This is a genomic window from Pseudomonas sp. B14(2017) (assembly GCF_002113255.1).
Classification (GTDB): domain Bacteria; phylum Pseudomonadota; class Gammaproteobacteria; order Pseudomonadales; family Pseudomonadaceae; genus Aquipseudomonas; species Aquipseudomonas putida_Z.
Genome location: NZ_NEJY01000011.1, coordinates 16,445 through 31,427 on the forward strand (window position 1 = coordinate 16,445; position 14,983 = coordinate 31,427).

Here is a 14,983-nt window from a genome sequence, read left to right on the forward strand (position 1 = left end):
GAGAGCGCAATGACCGACCAAGCCTTTGCCCAGGCCGACCCGGACTGGGTCAAGCTGATCAGCCTGGCCCGTGAGTGGTTCAACGGCCCACTCGGCCAACTGATGCTCAAGGAGGAGGAAAAACTGCTGGAAGAAGAGCTTGGGCGCTTCTTCGGGGGTTACCTTGTGCACTACGGGCCCTGCGCCGAGCCACCGCCCAGCGCGCCCCAGGTGCAGCGCAACGTGCGCCTCGGCGCGCCGCTGCCGGGGGTGGAGATTGTCTGCGAGGAGCAGGCCTGGCCGCTGAGCGAGCACGCCGCCGACGTGGTGGTGCTGCAGCATGGCCTGGATTTCTGCCTTTCTCCCCACGGCCTGCTGCGCGAGGCGGCCAGCGCGGTGCGCCCTGGCGGGCACCTGCTGATCGTCGGGATCAACCCCTGGAGCAGCTGGGGCATGCGCCATTTCTTCAGCCACGGCGCCTTGCGCAAGGCCCGTTGCATCTCGCCGTCACGGGTGGGCGACTGGCTCAACCTGCTGGGCTTCGCGCTGGAGAAACGCCGCTTCGGGTGCTATCGTCCGCCGCTTGCCTCACCGGCCTGGCAGCAGCGCCTGGCGGGCTGGGAACGGGTGGCCGGCGGCTGGCAGAGCTCCGGTGGCGGGGTGTACCTGCTGGTAGCGCGCAAGATGGTGGTGGGCCTACGGCCATTGCGCCAGGAGCGTCGCGAGCCGATGGGCAAGCTGCTGCCGCTGCCACTGGCCAAGGTCAACCGCGCGGCGGCCAACCCGGATACTGAAAAGCACTGAACATGAGTGGTACATGAGCGAAAGCGTCGAGATGTTTACCGATGGTGCCTGCAAGGGCAACCCTGGCCCTGGCGGTTGGGGCGTCCTTATGATCTACAAGGGCGTCGAGAAGGAACTGTGGGGCGGCGAACGCGAAACCACCAACAATCGCATGGAACTGATGGCCGCGATTCAGGGCTTGATGGCGCTGAAGCGCGAATGCGAAGTGGTGCTGACCACCGACTCGCAGTACGTGATGAAGGGCATCAACGAATGGATGACCAACTGGAAGAAGCGCGGCTGGAAAACCGCGGCCAAGGAGCCGGTGAAGAACGCCGACCTGTGGCAGCAGCTGGATGAGCAGGTCAACCGCCACAAGGTGACCTGGAAGTGGGTGCGCGGGCATATCGGCCACCCCGGCAACGAACGCGCCGACCAGTTGGCCAACCGTGGGGTCGATGAGGTGCGCGCCAAGCGTTGAGCTGGGGTACAATTCCGGCCTTTGTAACTGATGCAAGTTGGAGCGCCCCGCGTGGAGCAGCAGCAAGATAAACGGTTCGTCATTCTCGATACCGAAACCACGGGTATGCCGGTCAGCGAAGGCCACCGGATCATCGAGATCGGCTGTGTCGAGGTCATCGGCCGGCGCCTGACCGGGCGGCACTTCCACGTCTACCTGCAGCCGGACCGCGAGAGTGACGAGGGCGCCATCAACGTCCACGGCATCACCGATGCCTTCCTGGTCGGCAAGCCACGCTTTGGCGATGTTGCCGAGGAGTTCTTCGAGTTCATCCAGGGCGCCACGCTGGTCATCCACAACGCGGCGTTCGACGTTGGCTTCATCAACAACGAATTTGCCTTGCTGGGCCAGCAGGACCGCGCGGACATTTCCCAGCACTGCACCATCCTCGACACCCTGCTGCTGGCGCGTTCGCGCCACCCGGGGCAGCGCAACAGCCTGGATGCGCTGTGCAAACGCTACGACATCGACAACTCGGGCCGTGAGTTGCACGGCGCATTGCTCGACTCGGAACTGCTGGCTGACGTCTACCTGGCAATGACCGGTGGCCAGACCAGCCTGTCGCTGGCCGGGCATGGTGCAGAGGCCGGGGATGAAGGGGCGGGTGCTGGTGGCAGCGAGATTCGCCGTATTACCGGGCGGGCGCCCGGGCGGGTGATCATGGCCAGTGCCGAGGAGCTGGAGGCGCATGCCGAGCGTCTGGCGGCCATTGCCAAGTCGGCGGGTGGGCCATCCATGTGGCAGGCTTTGACCGAGACACCTGCTGGCTGATTTTTCGCCTGCTCCGGCCTCTTCGCGGGCTCGCCCGCTCCCACAGGTACTGCACAGGCCTTGAGCCTGTTGGAAATCCTGTGGGAGCGGGCAAGCCCGCGAAGAGGCCGGTCCTGACCACACAGGTTCTACTACCCTGAAATGGACGCCATGTCCTTCGGAGGTAGCCACCTGATGTACAAGGACCTCAAGTTCCCCATCCTCATCGTGCACCGCGCCATCAAGGCCGACAGCGTCGCTGGCGAGCGTGTGCGGGGCATCGCCGAGGAGCTGCGCCAGGACGGCTTTGCCATCCTCGCCGCCGCCGACCATGCCGAGGCCTGCCTGGTCGCCGCCACCCACCATGGCCTGGCCTGCATGCTGATTGCCGCCGAGGGCGTTGGCGAGAATACCCACCTGCTGCAGAACATGGCCGAGCTGATCCGCCTGGCCCGCCTGCGCGCCCCCAACCTGCCGATTTTCGCCCTGGGCGAGCAGGTGACCCTGGAAAACGCCCCCGCCGAAGCCATGAGCGAGCTCAACCAGTTGCGCGGCATCCTCTACCTGTTCGAAGACACCGTGCCGTTTCTTGCGCGCCAGGTGGCGCGTGCCGCACATATCTACCTGGACGGCCTGCTGCCGCCGTTCTTCAAGGCCCTGGTGCAGCACACCGCGCAGTCCAACTATTCCTGGCACACCCCGGGCCACGGCGGCGGCGTGGCCTACCGCAAAAGCCCGGTGGGCCAGGCCTTTCACCAGTTCTTCGGGGAAAACACCCTGCGCTCGGACCTGTCCGTTTCCGTGCCGGAGCTGGGCTCGCTGCTCGATCACACAGGCCCCTTGGCCGAAGCCGAAGCCAGGGCCGCGCGCAACTTTGGCGCCGACCACACCTTTTTCGTCATCAATGGCACCTCCACGGCCAACAAGATCGTCTGGCACGCCATGGTCGGCCGCGACGACCTGGTGCTGGTGGACCGCAACTGCCACAAGTCGGTGGTGCATGCGATCATCATGACCGGTGCCATCCCCCTCTATCTGTGCCCCGAGCGCAACGAACTCGGGATCATCGGCCCGATCCCGCTCAGCGAGTTCAGCGCCGAGGCGATCAAGGCGAAGATCCAGGCCAACCCTCTCGCCCGTGATCGCGGGCAGCGCATCAAGCTGGCGGTGGTGACCAACTCCACCTACGACGGCCTGTGCTACCACGCCGGGCTGATCAAGCAGACCCTGGGCGCCAGTGTCGAGGTGCTGCACTTCGACGAGGCCTGGTTCGCCTATGCGGCGTTCCACGAGTTCTTCACCGGGCGCTATGCCATGGGCACGGCCTGCGCGGCAGACAGCCCGCTGGTGTTCAGCACCCATTCCACCCACAAGCTGTTGGCCGCGTTCAGCCAGGCCTCGATGATTCATGTGCAGGACGGGGCCAGGCGCCAGCTGGACCGTGACCGCTTCAACGAAGCGTTCATGATGCACATCTCGACCTCGCCGCAGTACAGCATTCTCGCTTCGCTGGACGTGGCCTCGACCATGATGGAAGGGCCGGCCGGGCGTTCGCTGCTGCAAGAAATGTTCGACGAGGCGCTGAGCTTTCGCCGTGCCCTGGCCAACCTGCGCGAGCACATCGCCGCCGACGACTGGTGGTTCAGCATCTGGCAGCCGCCGAGCGCCGAAGGCATCCACCGTCTGGCCGCGCAGGACTGGCTGCTGCAGCCGGGGGCGGAGTGGCATGGCTTTGGCGAAGTGGCGGACGACTATGTGCTGCTCGACCCGCTGAAGGTGACCCTGGTAATGCCGGGCCTGAGCGCGGGCGGTGCGCTGGGCGAGCATGGCATCCCGGCGGCGGTGGTCAGCAAGTTTCTCTGGGAGCGGGGGCTGGTGGTGGAAAAAACCGGCTTGTACAGCTTCCTGGTGTTGTTCTCCATGGGCATCACCAAGGGCAAGTGGAGCACCTTGCTCACCGAGTTGCTGGAGTTCAAGCGCCACTATGACGGCAATACCGCCCTGAGCAACTGCCTGCCGAGCGTGGTGGCTGCCGATGCCTCACGCTACCAGGGCATGGGCCTGCGCGACCTGTGCGACCAGTTGCATGGCTGCTACCGCGCCAATGCCACGGCCAAGCAGCTGAAGCGGCTGTTCACGCGCTTGCCGGAGGTAGCCGTGAGCCCGGCCCGAGCCTATGACCAGATGGTACGCGGTGAGGTGGAGGCGGTGCCGATCGAGGCGCTGCTGGGGCGGGTGGCGGCGGTGATGCTGGTGCCGTACCCGCCTGGTATTCCGTTGATCATGCCGGGGGAGCGGTTCACCGAGGCGACCCGCTCGATAGTCGATTACCTGGCCTTCGCCCGGGCGTTCAACCAAGGCTTCCCAGGTTTCGTCGCCGACGTGCACGGCCTGCAGAACGAAAGCGGCCGCTACACGGTGGATTGCATCAAGGAATGCGAATGATCTCGACGCCGCTGCGCGCCAGTTCGAAGCGGTTTTCACCCAGGTGGTTCACCTTGTCGCCGATGGCCAGGCGATAGGTGGTGATGGGGGCGCCCAGCGTGCTGCCGTCGGTTTGCAGGGTCGACTCCTGGAACTCGTGCACGGGGTAGATGCGGCCTTCGGCGTCACGGGCGTGGAATTGGCCGACCATTACTGCTGCCATTTGGGTGGAAACCTCTGAATTACGTGGGAAATGTCTGCAGGCATAGACCGTGGAACAGCGTCGGAAGTTTTCGCCCCGCGGAAAAAAAACCAAAGCGCCGAGGAACGGTCATCTATAACTACAACGTCCCTTTACCCAGCAGAGGTTGGAAATTGCCATGAGCCAGGTGTATTCGGTAGCGGTTGTCGTCGGTAGCTTGCGCAAGGACTCCTACAACCGCAAGATCGCCCGCGCACTCTCGGAGCTGGCGCCGTCCAGCCTTGCCCTGAAGATCGTCGAGATTGGCGATTTGCCGTTGTACAACGAGGATGTCGAGGCCGAAGCACCGCCGGAAGCGTGGAAGCGTTTTCGCGACGAGATCCGCCGCAGTGATGCGGTGCTGTTCGTTACCCCGGAGTACAACCGCTCGGTGCCTGGCGGCCTGAAGAATGCCATTGATGTGGGCTCGCGGCCTTACGGGCAAAGCGCCTGGAGTGGCAAGCCGGCGGCGGTGGTCAGTGTGTCGCCTGGGGCCATTGGTGGCTTTGGTGCCAACCATGCCGTGCGCCAGTCGCTGGTGTTTCTGGACATGCCGTGCATGCAGATGCCCGAGGCCTACATTGGCGGCGCGGCTAGCCTGTTCGAGGATTCGGGCAAGCTCAATGACAAGACCCGACCGTTCTTGCAGGCGTTTGTCGACAAGTTCGCTTCCTGGGTGAAGTTGAACAGGGCGGTTTGAGGCCTGTTCATTCGGTGTCAGCTTTCAAAGGGGCTGCTGCGCAGCCCATCGCCGGCAAGCCAGCTCCCACACCGACCGCGTTGGCTTTGGAGATTTGCTTCTTCAGGAAATTCACATGGCTTGAGAACGATGCGGTCGATGTGGGAGCTGGCTTGCCGGCGATGGGCCGCACAGCGGCCCCAGCGGCCTAGCGGAAGCTGTAGGAAACCCCGGCATACACGCCAAAGCCTTCGCCCGGCGTCGAACGGGCCTCATCCTTTCCAGCATCGTTGTAGCCAGGTGTCACCGTCGCCGCATAACGCTTGTTGGTCAGGTTGCGCAGGTCCAGCCAGGTCTGCCAGTCCTGCTTCGGTGAATCCCAGCCCAGACGTGCGCCGAGCAGGGCATATTCATCGGCGTGGTAACTGTTGGCGTAGTCCACCTGCACCTTCGACGCCATCTGCGTGTTCACCCCCGCGTAGAAACCGCTCGGCCAGTCATAGCGCAGCTCGGCCTGGTAGTAGTGCATCGGGATGCCCGGCAGGCGGTTGTCGCCGAACTTGTCGTCATCGCGGTAGTGGAAGTCACTGAAGGTGTAGGCCTGGCGCAGGCTCAGCCTGCCAGTACCGGCACGTTCCCACAGAGTACTGTCGAGGCCGGCTTCCACGCCTTGGTGCACGGTGGCGCTGGCGTTGAATTCCTTGGCCGGAGCGCCTTGCACTATCTCCACCGCCAGCAATTCATGGCGAACCTGCGAGTAGTACCACGCCAGGTCCCAATGCCCCAATGCCGATTCGCCGCGTGTGCCCAATTCCAGTGTGGTGGCCGTCTGGTTTTGCATTTCGATCGGTTGGTTGGCTGTGGGCGCACTCCAGATCAGGGCCCAGGGATGGGGTGGTTCGACCGAGCGGCTCAGGTTGCCGTACACCTGCAGGTCCGGGCTGATGTCATAGCGCAGCCCCAGGCGTGGTGCATAGTCCCAGTCATGCTGGCTCACTTTGCCGCCCCCGGCAGGGTGGTAAGTGACATCACTCTCACGGCGGGTATAGATCATCGCCAGGCCAGTGGTCAGCCACAGGTTCGGTACCAGCTCCAGGTCATTGCCCACATGCAACACGGTGTCCGAGCCCTGGTAGGTGAAGTCGCGGGTGCGCTCACCGAACACGTCGCCATTGCGGGTGAACTGCGAAGCACCGCTGTTGGGCAGGTGCTTGGTGGTGCGCCAGCCGACGGTGGTCTTGCTCTCGTGGCCGAACAGGGTATCGCGGCGGAAGTAGTTCAAGGTGCCGCTCACATCGGTATAGGCCACCTTCAGGCGCATCGGGCCTTCGCGCAGGTCCATCGGGTAGTCGTGGTAGACCAGGCCAGCTTCCAGGCGCGCATCGTCGTCGAGGTAGAAGGTGGTCTTGTTGCCCACCCAGGTACTGCCCGGTTGCGGGCGGCTGTCGTCGCGGGCCAGGTACGCCGGGTTCGCGGCGCGGGGGTGGTGCTTGATCTGCTCCTTGGTCAGGCGCCCGGCCAACTCGTTCTCGGTTTCCCGATAGCGCAGGTAGAAGCGGGTTTCCAGGTTCGGGTTGAAGCGGTAGCCGACGTTGGCGGCAACCCCCTTGGCGCTGCCGCTGCTGTGCGCCTGGTAGCCGTCATATTCCGAATCGGTCAGGGCCACGTAGTAGTCGAGGTTGCCCAGCACCTGCCCCGAGCTGATGTGCCGATGCTGGTAGCCGCGGCTGCCGACTTCGTAGCGCACCTGCAGCGGCGCGCTGTCGTAGCCGGTGTGGGTGACGTAGTTGATTGCACCGCCAAGGGCGAGGGCCCCCTGGTCGAAGCCGTTGGCGCCGCGCAGCACTTCGGCACGGCTCAGCCACAGCGGTTCGAACAGCTCGTAGGGCGTACCGCCCGGGCCGGTCAGGGGCAGGCCGTCGAACATCGTGTACACCCCGGAGCCGTGGGCCCCCGGTGCGCGGTTGATGCCCGAACCGCGGATCGACAGCTTGATGCCATCGTTGCCCGCCGATTGCGCGAATACCCCGGGCTGGTAGGCAAGTACATCCTGGTTGCTGGCAACCCGGCCTTGCCCTACACGCTGCATGTCCACCAGGTTGCTGGCGCCAGGCACTTCGTGCAGGCGTTCGCTGGCGGCGGTCAGGTCGTTCTGCTCCTCATCGGTGATCAGCACCTGGCCCAACTCGACCGAGGGTGCCGCCAGGGCGGGCTGGTAGGCAGCGAAAGCAGCCAGCAGGCCGAGGCAGGATGGTGGGGGCAAAACGCAACGCATTGTACGACTCCAGGCGAAAGGCGAATGGACAACGGCGTTGAGACGAGCGAAATGCCGCTTGGAGCACGAGGAAAGTCGACAAATATCGCGCAACCTTCGTCAGACGGTTTTGTACGAAAGTTCTTTACAAGCCGTAGCGATGGAGCAGGGCGACCTGCGCTTCGTAAGGTGATTGCAGACCGGCAGCGATGCCTCGCTCAATCACCCGTGGAGTTCAAACATGACTGACAACGCACGACACTCGCAGCAACCCCTGGCGGACGCCCCGGTTCGCCTGACGCCACGTGAACGGCAAGTGCTGTTGTGGTGTGCCTACGGCAAGAGCTCGTGGGAGATTGGCCGGATCCTGGAATGCAAGGAATCGACGGTGAACTTCCATGTGTCGAACATCCTGCGCAAGTTCGATGTGCCCACGCGGGTGGCTGCGGTGATCAAGGCCATTCGCTACGGCATGCTGGCCGAGCAGTGAGGGGGTGAAGCATGGGCAACGATCCTCGGTTACCGCGTTTTGCCGACTGCCATGACCCGTTCTGGCCACGGGTGGACCTGGGCAGGTTGCGTGAGCGCCTGAACCTGCAGCGGCCTGTCAGTGAGGCTGCGCTGGAAGTGGCCGCACGCTGCGCCGCCATCGACGCGGCACGCGAGTTCGCGCGCTGGCGCGCGGTGTTGCGAGAACGGGGCTACAAGCGCCTCGAGGATGTGGCCGGGCATGACCAGGGGCGTGCATTGCGGGTGTGCTACATCCGCTTTGTCGAAGCTGCGGTCATGCATAGCCTGGGCTCGAACTCCTACCAGCCCGCCGCACACCGAGGGGCTGCCCATGACTGAAGAATCTGTTTTCGACAGCCTGGCCCCGGCGCTGGTGGAGTTGCTGGGCGTGGATGGCAATGTACTGTTCGCCGCGCTGCTGGGGGCTTTGTTGGTGAGCGCGGCGCGTGACCGGTTGATCACCAACAAGGCCAGGCGCCTGACGCTGGGCAAGAAATTGTTGCTGGTGTTCGTGACCGTGGGGGTGGGCCACCTGTTCGAGCCGCTGGTCTCGTCACTGGTGCCCCTGCTGAGCCGTGGCATGGCGGCGTTCGTGGCAGCCGTGGTGGTGATCCCCATCAGCCTCAAGGTGATGGTCTGGCTGGATACGCTGGACCCGCGCGAACTCATCCAGCGCTGGCGCCGCCGGGGCTAGCCGCTGGCGGCATTGGGCAAGCGACTGGTCAGCGCGCTCAATTGCCGTTCCAGCTGCTGGATGCGTTGCTTGTCCTGGACCAGCAGGAGAACGGCCTGGCGATCGGCAAGCGACAAGGTGCGCAGGCGCGCGAGCATGTCGTGTTCCCAGCCGTCTTCGTCCGGGCCTGCGCGATGTCGTTCGGGTTCACCCAGCAGAAGCCAGTCCAGTGAGCATGCATATTGCCTGGCGATGTCTATGCAGAGTGAATAAGGAATGCTGTCGCGCACCTTCCAGCTGCTCAATGTCTGCGGGCTGATCGAAAGCGCTCTGGACAGCTCGGCGTCAGATTCCGTAGCGGTCAGAAGCTTCAGCCGGGTCAGCACCGAAGCAAGTACGTGGGTACTCATAACAAATATCCATGACTGGTTTAATGATATTCCATGGGCTTAAACTACTCGTTATGAATACAGCCCTGCGTTTTAAGGAGCGTTCCTGCAATGAGAAGCATCAAACTGAAGAATACACCTATATATGCAGCCAATACTGATAAAACCGGACGACTATTCTCACAGAAAGTAAGCCTGAACAATGCTTGCAGGTACTTGCCGTGAGTACATACAAGCTGGTTTGCCCGCATTGCCACAGCCGGATGCGCATACGCACCAGTGAAGGGCGTCATATTTTCCTGCGGATCGCCTATTTGCAATGCACCAACGAGGCCTGTGGCTGGTCGGTGCGTGCCGAGTTCGAGATGACCCATGAGCTCTCGCCCAGCGGCATGCCCAATCCGGAAGTGTACCTGCCTTCGGCCAACGGTGATTTACGCAAGGCAGCGCTGCCGGGGGCCGTCCAGGACAATCCTGGTGAATAAGCCTTCATGCTCACGGATAAAAGCGTGCAGATAAAAAAACACCCCGCATAAGCGGGGTGTCTTGTTTTGCCAGGGCGATCAGCCGATCAGTTGCAGGCCGGCTTGCTGGACCATTTCCAGCAGCGGTTGCGGGTACACACCCAGCACGAAGGCGAGAATGGCGATGGCCAGCAGCATGACGCCGCCTGTGCGCTGTTCCCACTTCAGCGGGGCGTCGTGGCGACGCAGGTTCGGCTCGACCAGGTACAGGGTGACCATGACGCGCAGGTAGTAGTAGACACCGATGGCGCTACCGATCACCAGCGCACCGACCAGCCACCACAGGTGCGACTCGACGCCAGTGGCAATGATGTAGAACTTGCCGATGAAGCCGGCGGTAAGCGGGATGCCCGCCAGCGACAGCATCATCACGGTCAGTACCGCAGTCAGGTACGGACGGCGCCAGAACAGGCCGCGGTACTCGTACAGTGCATCGGCGTCACGGCCGCCGTAAGGCGAGGACATCAGGGTGATGACGCCGAAGGCGCCCAGGCTGGTGATCACGTAGGTGACCAGGTACACGCCCATGGCTTCCAGGGCCAGGCCCTTGCTGGCGACCAGGGCGATGACCAGGTAACCGAAGTGGGCGATGGACGAGTAACCGAGCAGGCGCTTGAGGTTGCTCTGGGTCAGTGCCAGCAGGTTACCGATCAGGATCGAGGCCACGGCAATCACCGCCAGTACCGTGCTCAGCACGCCGCTGCTGGCAGCAGGGGAGAGCATGAACAGGCGCACGACCACGGCGAACACCGCGACCTTGCTGGCGGTGGCCAGGAAGGCGGCGACCGGTGCCGGGGCGCCTTCGTACACGTCCGGGGTCCACAGGTGGAACGGTACCAGCGACAGCTTGAAGGCCAGGCCGACCAGCATCATGCCCAGGCCCAGCTGGGCCACCAGGTTTGGCATGCTGGTGGCGGCCAGGGCCTTGCCGATCTGGTCGAAGCTCAGGCTGCCGGCGTCGGCGTACAGCAGGGCCATGCCGAACAGCAGGAAGGCCGAACCAGCGGCCGACAGCACCATGTACTTGATGCCGGCTTCCAGCGAGCGCTTGTTGAAGAAGGCATACGCCACCAGGCCGTAGACCGGTACCGACAGCAGCTCCAGGCCGATGAACAGGCCGGCCAGGTGGTTGGCGCTGACCAGCACCAGGCCACCGAGGGCCGACATCAGCAGCAGCAGGTACAGTTCTTCACGGTTGCCCGGGAAGCCCTTGGAGCCTTCGCCGAGGTAGGCGTGGGCGAGGGTGACGCAGGCCAGCGTCGCCACCAGGATGATCGCCATGTACAGGCAGGCGAACTTGTCGATGGTGATCAGCGGGGTGACCGCCAGCGGCGCAACCTTCAGCGCCGGCAGGATCGACAGCAGGGCCAGGTTGAGGCCCACGGTGGACAGCAGGAAGGTCTGCGAGTGGTTGCGCTTCCAGGCGATCGCCAGCATCACCACCACCGTGGTGATGGTGGTGATCAGCATCGGCGCCAATGCGATGAAGTGTTGAGTGGTGAATTCCATAGCGCTCTTACCGGGCCGAAGCGAGTTGAGTGAAAGCGGAACCGAGCCACTGCTGCACACCACTCATGGTGGCGGCAGAGGTGTCGAGGAACGGTTGCGGATACACGCCCAGCAGGATCAGCAGTACCGCCAGACCCAGGACCATGATCAGCTCGCGACCGTCCATGCCGGCCAGCACGGTGTCGGTCTTGGCCGGGCCGAAGTAGGCGCGGTGGATCATGATCAGCGAGTACACCGAACCGAACACCAGGCCAGTGGTGGCGATCACGGTGATCCACGGCACGCTGGCGAAGCTGCCGATCAGGATCAGGAACTCGCCGACGAAGTTGCCGGTACCGGGCAGGCCCAGGGAGGCGGCGGCGAAGAACAGGCTGATGGCCGGCAGGTAGGCGATGCGGTGCCACAGGCCACCCATCTGGCGCATGTCACGGGTATGCAGGCGCTCGTACAGCTGGCCGGCCAGGATGAACAGCGCGGCAGCGGACAGGCCGTGGGCCAGCATCTGGATCACCGCGCCTTGCAGGGCCTGCTGGCTGCCGGAGTAGATACCGATCAGCACGAAGCCCATGTGCGAGACGCTGGAGAAGGCGACCAGGCGCTTGATGTCGGTTTGCGCGAAGGCCAGGAAGGCACCGTAGAAGATACCGATCAGGCCCAGGGTCATGGCGATTGGCGCGAACTCGGCCGAGGCGTTCGGGAACAGCGGCAGGGCGAAGCGCAGCAGGCCGTAGGCCGCAGTCTTCAGCAAGATACCGGCCAGGTCCACGGAGCCTGCGGTCGGTGCCTGGGCGTGAGCGTCAGGCAGCCAGGAGTGGAACGGCACCACCGGCAGCTTCACCGCGAAGGCGATGAAGAAGCCCAGCATCAGCAGGTACTCGGTACCGGCTGGCAGTTCGGCCTTGAGCAGGTCGCTGTAGTTGAAGGTGATCACGCCGGTGTTGGTGTAGTTGACCAGCACCAGGCCGAGGATCGCCACCAGCATGATCAGGCCGCTGGCCTGGGTGAAGATGAAGAACTTGGTCGCCGCGTAGATCCGGGTCTTCTTGCCGTCCGACGAGCTGTGACCCCAGAGCGCGATGAGGAAGTACATCGGCACCAGCATCATTTCCCAGAAGAAGAAGAACAGGAACAGGTCCAGGGCCAGGAACACACCGACCACGCCGCCGAGGATCCACATCAGGTTGAGGTGGAAGAAGCCGACGTGACGCTGGATCTCTTTCCAGGAGCACAGTACCGACAGCACACCGAGCAGGCCGGTGAGCAGGATCATCAGCAGCGACAGGCCGTCGAGGGCCAGGTGGATGCTGATGCCGAAGCGCTGGATCCACTGGACTTTGTATTCCAGGGCCCAGGCAGGCTCGGCGCCCGGAGCGGGGGCCAGGGTGTAGTCGCCGTTACCCCACAGCCACAGGCCGATGCCGAGCAGCAGGGACATGGTCAGCAGCGCGATCCAGCGCGGCAGGGTGGCGCCGAAGCGCTCACCCAGCCAGCACAGGAAGCCGCCGATGAAGGGGATCAGGATCAGCCAAGGCAAAATCATGACGGGTTCGTTTCCTTTTGCAGGGTCGCAAGGTTCACAAGGTTCATGGTCATACCGCGGCCACTACCACAGCGCCGAGTACCAGCACTGCGCCAACGGCGATCGAAGCGGTGTACCAGCGCAGCTGGCCGGTCTCGGTCTTGCTCATGGCGACGTGGCCGCCGCGAGCCAGGCGAGGGATCAGGCCGATGCTGCGGTCAACCGGGTCCTTGCGCAGGATGTGGCTGATCAGCAGGTAAGGTTTGACGAACAGCTTGTCGTAGATCCAGTCGAAGCCCCAGGCGGCGAACCACCAGGCCGACAGGACACGACCGATACCGCTGTTGGCGACGGCGCTGACGAAGCGGCGCTTGCCCAGGAACAGCAGGGCCGACAGCAGGATACCGGCGATGGCGATGGCGCCCGAAGTGAGCTCCAGCGCATGCTTGGCTTCGCCACCGGCGTGGCCGGCGCTTTCAGGCAGCACACCTGCCAGCGGCGGGGTGATCCAGGCGCCGACGAAGGTCGACAGCACGATCAGCACGCCCAGCGGCAGCCAGTGGCTGATGCCGTGGCCAGCGTGGGCTTCGGTCTTGGCTTCGCCGTGGAAGGCGATGAAGATCAGGCGGAAGGTGTACAGCGAGGTCATGAACGCACCGACCAGGCCGGCGTACAGCAGGCCGGTGTTGCCGCTGGCGAAGGCTTCCCAGAGGATCTCGTCCTTGGAGTAGAAGCCCACGGTCACGATCGGCAGGGCAGCCAGGGCAGCGCCACCGACCACGAAGCTGGCGTAGGCCAGCGGCAGTTTCTTCCACAGGCCGCCCATCTTGAAGATGTCCTGCTCGTGGTGGCAGGCAACGATCACCGCACCGGAGGCAAGGAACAGCAGGGCCTTGAAGAAGGCGTGGGTCATCAGGTGGAAGATCGCCGCGTCCCAGGCGCCAACGCCCAGGGCCAGGAACATGTAGCCGATCTGGCTCATGGTCGAGTAGGCGAGGATACGCTTGATGTCGGTCTGCACCAGCGCGGCGAAGCCGGCCAGTACCAGGGTCACGCCACCGACCACGCCTACCAGGTGCAGGATGTCCGGCGCCAGCAGGAACAGGCCGTTGGTACGGGCGATCAGGTACACGCCCGCGGTCACCATGGTTGCCGCGTGGATCAGTGCGGAGACCGGAGTAGGGCCGGCCATCGCGTCGGCCAGCCAGGTCTGCAGTGGCAGCTGGGCCGATTTACCGACCGCACCACCCAGCAGCATCAGGGTTGCCAGTACCATCCAGGTGTCGCCAGCCTGGAACTTCTGCGGGGCCAGCACCAGCAGTTCCTGCACGTTCAGGGTACCCAGCTGGACGAACAGGATGAACAGGCCGATGGCCATGAACACGTCGCCGATACGGGTGACGATGAATGCCTTGAGTGCCGCGTTACCGTTGTTGCGGTTGCTGTAGTAGAAACCGATCAACAGGTACGAGCACAGGCCCACGCCTTCCCAGCCGAAGTAGATGAACAGCAGGTTGTCGCCCAGCACCAGGAACAGCATGCTGGCGATGAACAGGTTGGTGTACGCGAAGAAGCGCGAGTAGCCGGCTTCGCCACGCATGTACCAGGAGGCGAACAGGTGGATCAGGAAGCCGACACCGGTGACCACGCCGAGCATGGTGACCGACAGGCCGTCCAGGTACAGGGTGAAGTTCGGCGCGAAGCCGTCCACCGACATCCACTGCCACAGCAGCTGGCTGTACGCGCCGCCCTCAGGCGGGGCGACGTTGAATTGCCAGATGACGTAGGCGGCGGTGGCGGCCGAAAGGCCTACCGAGCCGACGCCGATCAGGGCGGACAGGTTCTCCGAGAACCGCCCGCGCGAGAACGACAGCAGCAGGAAGCCGACGAGGGGGAAGACGAAAGTCAGGAAGAGAAGGTTCATCCGCGCATCTCACTGGCAGCATCGATGTCGAGAGTGTGGAAGCGGCGATACAGCTGCAGCAGGATGGCCAGGCCAATACTGGCCTCGGCGGCTGCCAGGCTGATCACCAGAATGAACATCACCTGGCCGTCGGGCTGGACCCAACGGGCACCGGCGACGACGAACGCCAGGGCAGAGGCGTTCATCATGACTTCCAGGCTCATGAGCACGAAGAGGATGTTGCGGCGGACCATCAGGCCAACCAGACCTAAGCAGAACAGGATGCCGGCGACCGCCAGACCATGCTCGAGAGGGATAGCACCCAT

General features: G+C 63.8%; 16 protein-coding genes. 9 read left to right on the top strand and 7 right to left on the bottom strand.

Features of this window, described 5'->3' with window-relative positions; translation table 11 throughout:
* Positions 1-9 precede the first annotated feature (9 nt).
* The 4 genes from CAG34_RS12955 (at position 10) to CAG34_RS12970 (ending at position 4,477) form a co-directional block, all read left to right on the top strand.
* Positions 10-783, top strand: a complete 774-nt coding sequence (locus tag CAG34_RS12955; protein WP_085590406.1) for a class I SAM-dependent methyltransferase — start codon at positions 10-12, stop codon at positions 781-783.
* Between the two features lie 13 nt (positions 784-796).
* Positions 797-1,243, top strand: a complete 447-nt coding sequence (rnhA, locus tag CAG34_RS12960; RefSeq protein WP_003261021.1) for a ribonuclease HI — start codon at positions 797-799, stop codon at positions 1,241-1,243.
* A 51-nt stretch (positions 1,244-1,294) separates the two neighbouring features.
* Positions 1,295-2,053, top strand: coding sequence for a DNA polymerase III subunit epsilon (gene dnaQ / locus CAG34_RS12965; protein ID WP_085590408.1), 759 nt, complete (start codon positions 1,295-1,297; stop codon positions 2,051-2,053).
* A 174-nt stretch (positions 2,054-2,227) separates the two neighbouring features.
* Complete coding sequence (locus tag CAG34_RS12970; protein ID WP_085590410.1) at positions 2,228-4,477, top strand: Orn/Lys/Arg decarboxylase N-terminal domain-containing protein; 2,250 nt, start codon at positions 2,228-2,230, stop codon at positions 4,475-4,477.
* Here CAG34_RS12970 and CAG34_RS12975 read toward each other — a convergent pair.
* Complete coding sequence (locus CAG34_RS12975) at positions 4,461-4,679, bottom strand: hypothetical protein (protein WP_003261019.1); 219 nt, start codon at positions 4,677-4,679, stop codon at positions 4,461-4,463. The genes CAG34_RS12970 and CAG34_RS12975 overlap by 17 nt on opposite strands.
* A 157-nt stretch (positions 4,680-4,836) precedes the next feature.
* On the opposite strand from CAG34_RS12975, the gene chrR reads away from it, so the two are divergent.
* Complete coding sequence (chrR, locus tag CAG34_RS12980) at positions 4,837-5,397, top strand: class I chromate reductase ChrR (protein ID WP_085590412.1); 561 nt, start codon at positions 4,837-4,839, stop codon at positions 5,395-5,397.
* A 187-nt stretch (positions 5,398-5,584) separates the two neighbouring features.
* On the opposite strand, the gene CAG34_RS12985 is transcribed toward chrR, so the two are convergent.
* Positions 5,585-7,651 carry a TonB-dependent receptor domain-containing protein gene (locus CAG34_RS12985; protein WP_085590414.1) on the bottom strand — a complete coding sequence of 689 codons (2,067 nt, stop codon included), beginning with the start codon at positions 7,649-7,651 and terminating at the stop codon, positions 5,585-5,587.
* Between the two features lie 220 nt (positions 7,652-7,871).
* Between CAG34_RS12985 and CAG34_RS12990 the strand changes: the two genes are divergently transcribed.
* From CAG34_RS12990 to CAG34_RS13000, 3 genes are read left to right on the top strand one after another with little or no spacing between them, the layout of a single operon-like run.
* A complete protein-coding gene (locus CAG34_RS12990; RefSeq protein ID WP_075045814.1) occupies positions 7,872-8,120 on the top strand; it encodes a helix-turn-helix domain-containing protein in 249 nt (82 codons plus the stop codon).
* A gap of 11 nt (positions 8,121-8,131) precedes the next feature.
* Positions 8,132-8,479: a head completion/stabilization protein gene (locus CAG34_RS12995; RefSeq protein WP_085590416.1), complete on the top strand. Its 348-nt coding sequence runs from the start codon at positions 8,132-8,134 to the stop codon at positions 8,477-8,479.
* Positions 8,472-8,834 (top strand): hypothetical protein, encoded by a 363-nt coding sequence (locus CAG34_RS13000; protein ID WP_075045812.1) that lies wholly within the window; start codon positions 8,472-8,474, stop codon positions 8,832-8,834. The genes CAG34_RS12995 and CAG34_RS13000 overlap by 8 nt, the downstream gene beginning before the upstream one ends.
* Here CAG34_RS13000 and CAG34_RS13005 read toward each other — a convergent pair.
* Positions 8,831-9,223, bottom strand: a complete 393-nt coding sequence (locus tag CAG34_RS13005; protein WP_085590418.1) for a helix-turn-helix domain-containing protein — start codon at positions 9,221-9,223, stop codon at positions 8,831-8,833. The two genes, CAG34_RS13000 and CAG34_RS13005, sit on opposite strands and share 4 nt — an antisense overlap.
* Positions 9,224-9,423: 200 nt before the next feature.
* Here CAG34_RS13005 and CAG34_RS13010 point away from each other — a divergent pair, with 200 nt between their 5' ends.
* On the top strand, positions 9,424-9,687 hold the full coding sequence (locus CAG34_RS13010) for an ogr/Delta-like zinc finger family protein (RefSeq protein ID WP_023662582.1): 264 nt from the start codon (positions 9,424-9,426) through the stop codon (positions 9,685-9,687).
* Positions 9,688-9,765: 78 nt separating this feature from the next.
* Here CAG34_RS13010 and nuoN read toward each other — a convergent pair whose 3' ends face one another.
* Genes nuoN through nuoK form a run of 4 tightly spaced genes read right to left on the bottom strand, consistent with a single transcriptional unit; the run spans position 9,766 to position 14,983 of the window.
* Positions 9,766-11,235 carry an NADH-quinone oxidoreductase subunit NuoN gene (nuoN, locus tag CAG34_RS13015; RefSeq protein ID WP_085590420.1) on the bottom strand — a complete coding sequence of 490 codons (1,470 nt, stop codon included), beginning with the start codon at positions 11,233-11,235 and terminating at the stop codon, positions 9,766-9,768.
* 7 nt (positions 11,236-11,242) lie between these two features.
* Positions 11,243-12,775: an NADH-quinone oxidoreductase subunit M gene (gene nuoM / locus CAG34_RS13020; RefSeq protein WP_015271056.1), complete on the bottom strand. Its 1,533-nt coding sequence runs from the start codon at positions 12,773-12,775 to the stop codon at positions 11,243-11,245.
* A gap of 49 nt (positions 12,776-12,824) precedes the next feature.
* Positions 12,825-14,678 (bottom strand): NADH-quinone oxidoreductase subunit L, encoded by a 1,854-nt coding sequence (gene nuoL / locus CAG34_RS13025; protein ID WP_025339925.1) that lies wholly within the window; start codon positions 14,676-14,678, stop codon positions 12,825-12,827.
* Complete coding sequence (gene nuoK / locus CAG34_RS13030; protein WP_003251446.1) at positions 14,675-14,983, bottom strand: NADH-quinone oxidoreductase subunit NuoK; 309 nt, start codon at positions 14,981-14,983, stop codon at positions 14,675-14,677. Before nuoK ends, nuoL begins: the two co-directional genes overlap by 4 nt.